Annotated in this window: 6 protein-coding genes, 1 tRNA gene and 1 pseudogene; 6 read left to right on the top strand and 2 right to left on the bottom strand. The window is 62.0% G+C overall.

The window, feature by feature from the left end; genetic code table 11:
- Together VB737_RS13135 and VB737_RS13130 are read left to right on the top strand one after the other, a co-directional pair.
- A partial coding sequence (locus tag VB737_RS13135) for a hypothetical protein (protein ID WP_500313597.1) occupies window positions 1–510 on the top strand: 510 nt, incomplete at its 5' end.
- Window positions 511–598: 88 nt separating this feature from the next.
- Window positions 599–672, top strand: a tRNA-Pro gene (locus VB737_RS13130).
- A 512-nt stretch (window positions 673–1,184) separates the two neighbouring features.
- On the opposite strand, the gene VB737_RS13125 is transcribed toward VB737_RS13130, so the two are convergent.
- Window positions 1,185–1,754 carry a hypothetical protein gene (locus VB737_RS13125; RefSeq protein WP_500313595.1) on the bottom strand — a complete coding sequence of 190 codons (570 nt, stop codon included), beginning with the start codon at window positions 1,752–1,754 and terminating at the stop codon, window positions 1,185–1,187.
- A gap of 692 nt (window positions 1,755–2,446) precedes the next feature.
- Here VB737_RS13125 and VB737_RS13120 point away from each other — a divergent pair.
- The 4 genes and pseudogenes from VB737_RS13120 (at window position 2,447) to arsJ (ending at window position 6,682) form a co-directional block, all read left to right on the top strand.
- Window positions 2,447–3,679 (top strand): sensor histidine kinase, encoded by a 1,233-nt coding sequence (locus VB737_RS13120; RefSeq protein ID WP_500313593.1) that lies wholly within the window; start codon window positions 2,447–2,449, stop codon window positions 3,677–3,679.
- Window positions 3,676–4,341 carry a response regulator transcription factor gene (locus tag VB737_RS13115; protein WP_500313591.1) on the top strand — a complete coding sequence of 222 codons (666 nt, stop codon included), beginning with the start codon at window positions 3,676–3,678 and terminating at the stop codon, window positions 4,339–4,341. Before VB737_RS13120 ends, VB737_RS13115 begins: the two co-directional genes overlap by 4 nt.
- A gap of 526 nt (window positions 4,342–4,867) precedes the next feature.
- Window positions 4,868–5,371: pseudogene (locus VB737_RS13110) on the top strand (type I glyceraldehyde-3-phosphate dehydrogenase); the annotation flags it as partial.
- Window positions 5,372–5,416: 45 nt separating this feature from the next.
- The gene (arsJ, locus tag VB737_RS13105) at window positions 5,417–6,682 is read left to right on the top strand and encodes an organoarsenical effux MFS transporter ArsJ (RefSeq protein ID WP_500313589.1); all 1,266 of its coding nucleotides are present in this window, start codon (window positions 5,417–5,419) and stop codon (window positions 6,680–6,682) included.
- Window positions 6,683–6,778: 96 nt separating this feature from the next.
- Here the strand turns inward: arsJ and VB737_RS13100 are convergent.
- Window positions 6,779–7,546, bottom strand: a 768-nt coding sequence (locus VB737_RS13100) for a substrate-binding domain-containing protein (RefSeq protein ID WP_500313588.1), incomplete at its 5' end; no start/stop codon positions are given.

Genomic DNA, 7,546 nt, shown 5'->3' with positions numbered 1-7,546 from the left:
CCGACGCCCCCCCTGGCCCGGCTGCTGCTGGAGGCGGGCTGGCCCTGGGGCAGCTGGATCGTGGCGCTGGGGGCCAGCCTCGCCCTGGCGGGGGTGCTGCTCAACCTGATCCTGGGGCTCTCACGGGTGTGGCTGGCGATGGGCCGACGCGGCGACATGCCCACGGGCCTGGCGACCCTCGACGCCGCCGGCACCAGCCCCAGGACGGCCGTGCTGCTGAGCGGGGGCCTGGCTGCCCTGCTCAGCCTCAGCGGCCGGCTGGAGCTCACCTGGGGCTTCAGCGCCTTCACGGTGCTCGGCTATTACGCCATCACCAACCTCTGCGTGCTGCGACTCGAGCCCCACCAGCGACGCTTTCCGGTCGTTCTCGCCTGGCTGGGGCTGATCAGCTGCCTGATGCTGGCCTTCCAAGTGCCGGCGGAGGCCTGGCGCAGCGGGCTGGTGGTGCTGGGCCTGGGCCTGCTCTGGCGCTGGGGTTACCACGGGTTCCGCCGTGGCCCAACCCCCTGAGGCCATGGCCCCTTGCCAGGGCCTGCCCTGCTTTGCCGTGCTGTCACCGCAGGGGTTGTCGCCGGGTGGTCGACTAGGGTTAAAAAATCGGGGCGTGGCGCAGCTTGGTAGCGCGGGTGCTTTGGGAGCACTAGGTCGCAGGTTCGAATCCTGTCGCCCCGATTGATTTCTCAGGGATTGGCCAACAACCGCGTACGACGGGAGAGACCTTTCGTCCTCCGTCGTGAACCCTGGGTGGCCGTGAATCCGGGGGGGCTGCCCTGAGTTCAGTGGGTCGTGCCCCCATCCATCGCTCAACCCATGGCACGCTGCTGCGGTGCCGCAACCCCCGAGCCCAATCCACGCCCCTCAGCTGGGAGATTGGATGTGACGTGGGTGATAGCGAGTCTCCAGTTCGCTCGGCTTGCCATCGCGGGCCGTGAGGCCTGACAGCCACCTGAAAGCGGCAAAAAGCGATCGCAGTGTGTCATCAGTCGTGGTGCGAGGCTGAGCCGGAACGGATGGCAGACAGGCGCCCTCAGGTGCAGCCTGGAATGGTTGGCCACCGGTAGATGCATCGGAGTCGGAGGCAAGCAGTACCGCACCGCTCAAGGCCGCAATGCAGACCAGGCGGGTGACAACCAGGGGAGAAGGCATCCGGATGCGATGCCTGTGCTGACGCTTCGGGTACATGCTCATGGCGTCAGAGAGTGGGACACAACCTTCTCAGATGCGCAACGGATCCCCAGAGCAGCCTGAGCATCGGCGAGCGAATCCTGCCATTGGTTCTCAGGCTGCCAGGTATCCGGGTCAAAGTCAGAGTCGCGTCCCCTGCCATAGGCATTCAGGAGCCGCGATCGCACCTCAGCCACAGTCAAAAGAATCCTCCTGGATCGCCGCTGGCGATTGATCATCCGCACCAAACCCAGCAGCAGCAGACCATGGAGGGCGCGAAATTTAGCTCCCATCAGAAACGCCTGCACTTCGGCTTCTCCTATGGGATCCGTGCCATAGCCCGTGAGCACGTGCAGGCCATCATGGAGCTGCAGGCGGCGCGACCCTTTGCCGAAGGGCTCAAGACCGGTGTCATCAAGATGCTGAGCCCAGGCATGACCCAGGGTTCCCGCTGGCAATGAACGCAAGGCAGGCATGTCCACAAGCGGCGGGCCATCACTCCCCAGGCGATGACCCACCCAGTTCACCAGCTGCAGAAATCGCTCCACACGCTGGGCTTGTCTGACGTCAATGGAAGATGTGACACTCATGGCTGTTCTCCAGGTTTGTTTTGCATGGTTTGTCGTCCGCACCAAGGAAGAGAGGCGGGGGACAACAGGCATTCACAGCAAGTGATCGTCAGGCCCGATTCCCGTTAGGAGTCTTGGCTGGATCTAGCGGGGTTTCTGGCGAGTCGTATCCCGCGACGATCGCAACTCCGCCAACTGCTCTTTGGAAAGAACTGTACTGAGTTCCCGTTCAAACTCTTTCAGAGCTGAACGCACCCTGATTTTCTGCCGGAATGATAGATTATCGACCGTTGCCATCGCAGTAGGGATGTGGCTCGAAGCCTTGAAGGCCTTTTGAAATTGAGCATATTGTTCGTTTGTCAGGATGTCAGCGAGACTTCGTCGTAGATCCTCGCGTAGCTTCCTGACCTGTGTCTGCTGTGCTGAGGTCAAGTCGAGTGTCTCGAGCAGTGGAGCGCTTTCGGCCCTCGCCGAGGGGATGACACATGGAGCCACGACAAGAGTGGCTGTGGCTGCCAGCCCAATCAGTGCATGCTGAAGCGAGCGTTTCATCGTGATGCCTGCCAATCAGCAGGGTGCGGAAACAAATGAACCCTACGCTGAGGCCATGGCTATGCAAAGCGTCGAAGGTCATGATCTGTCCATGACTTTGGTCATGGGCCATCCGTGCGTCCCTAGGTTTGGCTGGAGCAGCCCTGTCCATATCCCATCCCATGGTGTCGATTCGTGCGATTCGTTTGGGTTCCCATCCCTTCCCCTTTCTGCTGCTGTCGGAATGGGCCCTGCTGGCCATCGCGTTGTGGAGTGAGTCTTCCCCCACCCTGTTGCGCAGAAGTGAGGGGTTCCCAGCTGCCGCACAGGCGATTGTTCTGTTGTTCGGGGTGATGGGGATGTGGCTGCCACTCAGGCCGCAAGGAGTGAAGATAGCCCACTTCGTCCTACAGGTGGCCTTGATTCTTCTCGCCGCCCGATGGAGCACCGTGGGCCTGCGGCTATTTCCGTTACTTCAAATCGTGCTTGTGCTGCGAAGCACCCTGATGTTTCATCTGCTGGGGCGCCTATTGATCACCAGTGGGACATTTATCGCCTATCTGATCATGGTGCTGTCTCAGCTCCAGTCGCTGGACAGGCTATTGCCACCCCGCGTCAATGAGATCATGTTGTCCCAACTCAGTGGAATCAGGCTCAATCTCGTGGTCATGTTTGCGCTGGTGCTGGTGTTTCTACTCATGTTGATGAATGCCCTGATCGCGGAACGGCACCGGAGTGAGGAGTTAAAGGAGGCCAACCAGAAGCTCAAGGAATCCGCGTCCCAGATCGAGATCCTGGCCATGAGTCGAGAGCGAAGCCGTATATCGCGAGACATTCATGATTCCCTGGGCCATGCGCTGAGCGGGTTGAATATTCAGCTGGAGGGAGCTCTGAAACTCTGGGATGCCGATCCCGAACAGGCGCGGAACTTTGTCACTCAGGCCAAGACGATGGGATCATCTGCCCTCATGGAGGCACGGCAGGCTGTGGCAACACTGCGCGAGACTGATGAATCACCGAAGGATCTGAGCAGCGAGATCGCCCTTCTCAGCAGGCGATTTGCAGAGACGACCGGCGTCCTCCCGAGCGTTACGGTGGACTGTCCCCCCCTGCCCGAATCGGTGAACCTTACGGTGTACCGCATCGTGCAGGAGGGTCTCACGAACATCAGTAAATATGCGCGGGCTGATGATGTGAAGATCGCCATCCAGGCCTCATCGGAGCCATCACAGCTGGCGATCACCATTCAGGACAATGGCGTCGGCTTCCATCCACATCACAACAGCACCGGCTTTGGCCTGCGGGGCATCAGGGAACGGGCAGCGGCGGAGGGGGGGCAGATGCGCCTGATCACGGCTCCCGGTGAAGGCTGCACGCTGAGCGTCTGGTTTCCCCTCGGCAGGGAGGCGGCATGATTCACATTCTGCTGGTGGATGATCAATCGATCATGCGTCAGGGCCTCAAGGCGCTTCTCTCGCTGCAGGAGGATATGGACATCGTTGGTGAGGCCATCCATGGCCGTGAAGCCGTGGCCGCCGCGCAGCGTCTGATGACGACCCCCAACAGCGTCGATGTCGTCCTGATGGACATCCGCATGCCTGTGATGGACGGAGTTGCGGCAACCCGTGAGCTGATGCGGCAGTTCCCCAGCATCAAGGTGCTGGTGCTGACAACCTTTGAGGATGATGAATTGGTGCGGCAGGCTGTGCAGGCAGGTGCCGCTGGCTATCTGCTCAAAGACACACCATCGGAGGACGTCGCTCAGGCCATACGCTCCGTACATCGGGGCTTTTCACAATTCGGTCCGGGACTTCTGCAGAAGATGCTGAAGCACCAGCTACCTCCAGCCCTGAAGGATGTGCCGACTGGTGTCGACAAATTGACGCCCCGAGAGCGCGAGGTACTGGCTCTGATTGGCCAGGGAGCCAGCAACCGCGAGATCGCCCGAGCGCTGTTTCTTTCCGAGGGAACGGTCAAGAATCATGTGACGAATCTGCTGAGCCACCTGGGGTTGCGTGATCGCACGCAGGCTGCGCTACTGGCCGCATCCTTGCCGCCAACAACAACAATGAATTGAGCGCTGGCGGGAGCAATCCATTCCTCATCCTGAGGCAGTACCGCTGTGACCCAACCCTCAGGCGCCTGGAATCCGCTTGATGAAAAGAATGGCCAGACAGACCAGAATCGGCGAGAGTCCCACTGCTGAGCCTCCGTTGACGGAGGTCTCTGGCAGCATCAGATCGGAGATCATGGCAAGCATGTCCTACGCGGAGGGTGGGCCAGGTCCTCTGGTTAACCGCTGAGTCGTGCCCCGTCCGTACCTGATTTTCAGCTCACGACGCCCTCCAGGCTGCCCCCCGGAGAACACAACCGGATGGGCAGTGATGGCCCATCCGACACACCAGACCCTCGCTGCAACGGGTCGGTTCATCCGTCTGGACAGGAGGTACGCAATGGCACAGATGGGACAGACCATCGGTACCAGTACAGCTGAACACTCAATGAAGAGGTGCTGGTACCCAGCCGCAGCCCCAATGGCTGGATGACCTGCCACTGGGTTCGTCACCACGCCGGGGTGAACGACATTCCGGATGTCGCTTGACATCCGCCATGGCTCGATCACCACCCTGCATGACGTGACCAACACCCAGGTGGTGGTGGATGCCTTCAAGAGCGATCTGCGCCGCTCCCGCTCCTGCCTGCAGAGCCTGATCCCCACCACCACCGGCTCCGCCAAGGCGATTGGCCTGATCTTCCCGGAACTGCAGGGCAAGCTCAACGGCCATGCCGTGCGCGTGCCCCTGCTCAACGCCTCGCTCACCGATGCGGTGTTCGAGCTCGAGAAGAGCGCCACGGTGGAGGAGGTGAACGGCGCCTTCGAGGCGGCGGCGAATGGCCCCCTGCACGGCTTCCTCGGCTTCGAAACCCGGCCGCTGGTGTCAGTCGACTATGTGAACGACAACCGCAGCGCCATCGTCGACGCCACCTCGACGATGGTGGTGAACGACACCCAGCTCAAGGTGTACGCCTGGTACGACAACGAGTGGGGCTACAGCTGCCGCATGGCCGATCTGGTGTGCCATGTGGCGCTGATGGATGCGCGCTGAGGCGAGTCAATGCGCAGCAACCAATGACCCGCCCCCATTGAAGCCATGAACCAACCGCGCCAGGCGCTCTCTGCCCTGCAGCAATACGCGATCGTGACGGCCAACTACTGGGCCTTCACCCTCACCGACGGCGCCCTGCGCATGCTTGTGGTGTTCCATTTCCACGAGCTGGGCTACTCCACCCTGGAGATCGCCTTCCTGTTCCTCTTCTACGAGTTCTTCGGGATCATCACCAATCTCTATGGCGGCTGGCTGGGAGCCCGCTTCGGGCTGCGGCTCACCCTCTGGTGCGGAACGTTGATGCAGGTGGCGGCCCTGCTGATGCTGATCCCCGTGGCCGATAGCTGGCCGAAGTGGTGGAGCGTGGCCTACGTGATGGTGGCCCAGGCCATCAGCGGCATCGCCAAGGATCTCAACAAGATGAGCGCCAAAAGCGCCATCAAAACCGTGGTGCCCGAAACCCCAGACGATCACAGCAGGGGTGAGAGTCAGCTGTTCAAGTGGGTGGCGATCCTCACCGGCTCCAAGAACGCCCTCAAGGGCGTGGGCTTTTTCCTGGGGGGGGTGCTGCTTACCACCATCGGCTTCAACGCTGCGGTGGGGGCGATGGCGGCAGGCCTGTTCCTGGCCTTCCTGGTCACCCTGGTGCTGCCGGCGGAGATCGGCCGGATGAAAGCCAAGCCCACATTCACGGCCCTGTTTTCCAAATCCCGCGGCATCAATGTGCTGTCGCTGGCGCGCTTCTTCCTGTTCGGTGCCCGCGACGTCTGGTTCGTGGTGGCGCTGCCGGTGTTTCTGCAGCAGGCCCTCGGCTGGCGCTTCTGGGAGGTGGGCGGCTTCATGGGCCTGTGGGTGATCGGCTACGGGATCGTGCAGGCTGCCGCCCCGGCACTGCGCCGCAGCTGCGGACAAAGCGCCCCGCCCGGTGTAGCGGCTGTCGAGTTCTGGAGTTCCCTGCTTACCGCGATTCCGGCCCTGATCGCCATCACCCTGTGGCGCGAGGTGGCCCATCCCGGCGTGGCCGTGGTGGTGGGCCTGGCGGCTTTTGGCGTGGTGTTCGCCATGAATTCCTCGATCCACAGCTACATGATCCTCGCCTACACAGAGGCCGAGGATGTGAGCCTCAATGTGGGCTTCTACTACATGGCCAACGCCGCCGGCCGATTGTTGGGCACGGTGCTCTCTGGCGCCCTGTTCCTGGTGGGCGGCCTGCAGGCCTGCTTGTGGAGTTCGGCGCTGCTGGTGGCGCTGGCCTTCGCGGTGAGCACCAGGCTGCCGCCGCCGCCGCGGCAGCTCAGCCCAGCGGGGTGAACTCGCGCGCAGAGCGCTTGTCCAGCGTGCGAGAGGCCGCTGCAGGCGCTCTGCGCCGCACCACTCACTTCGACGACGCAGTCACAGTCATGAGGCTCAGCGGAATTCCGGCTTGCGGGTGTTATCGAAGCTGCGGCGCAACGCCTCGCTAATGGTCAGACCCACCGGTAGGTCGCCGCCGAAAGATGTGCCGAGGATATGGCGGTAGAGCTTCGCTTCCACGATCCGGTAGGTGTCAGCCGGCAGTGGGATGTAGCCCGCTTCGGCAACAAGACGCAGGCCATTGCCAACGGTGAAGCTCACGAAACTGCGGATGGCATCATTGGAGCGCATCTGCTTGTCGTTCACATAGACAAACAGCGGCCGCGACAGTGGCTGATAGCTGCCGTTCTGCACGGTCTGCAGTGATGGAGCCACCGGGATGCCTTCGCGCCCAACAATTGGCAGGGCCTGGAGTCGATCCGCATTGGCCTGGTAATAGGCGAAACCGAAATAGGCCATGGCGTTCGGATCCGTCGCGACGCAGCGGACCAGCACGTTGTCGTCTTCACTGCTCTCCACGTCGGTGCGGGCGTTGGCCTTGTCGCCGTTGATCGCCTCATTGAAATAATCGAACGTGCCGGAGTCACTCCCCGGTGAGCACAGGCGCAGGGGCCGCTCGGGCCAGTCGAGGTTCACCTGGCGCCACGTTGTGATCTTCCCCTGCGCCTGCCGCCCCCAGGTGCGGGCCAGTTCTGTGGTGTCAAGCGACATCCGGAATTGGTCCTCCGGCGACATGAAATCTGGCCCACCCTGTGAGGCTGTAGCCCCGGCTTGTTGACGCCGTAGCCGGCGCCGGTTGGTCTTGCTCATCAGTCCATTGGG

This window comes from Synechococcus sp. BA-120 BA3 (assembly GCF_034931285.1).
Taxonomy (GTDB): domain Bacteria; phylum Cyanobacteriota; class Cyanobacteriia; order PCC-6307; family Cyanobiaceae; genus Cyanobium.
This window is presented reverse-complemented; position numbering and strand designations above follow the sequence as displayed.

Coding starts and splice junctions, on each gene's coding strand:
- VB737_RS13125 (WP_500313595.1), bottom strand. CDS start 1,754: ATGAGTGTCACATCTTCCATTGACGTCAGACAAGCCCAGCGTGTGGAG.
- VB737_RS13120 (WP_500313593.1), top strand. CDS start 2,447: ATGGTGTCGATTCGTGCGATTCGTTTGGGTTCCCATCCCTTCCCCTTT.
- VB737_RS13115 (WP_500313591.1), top strand. CDS start 3,676: ATGATTCACATTCTGCTGGTGGATGATCAATCGATCATGCGTCAGGGC.
- arsJ (WP_500313589.1), top strand. CDS start 5,417: ATGAACCAACCGCGCCAGGCGCTCTCTGCCCTGCAGCAATACGCGATC.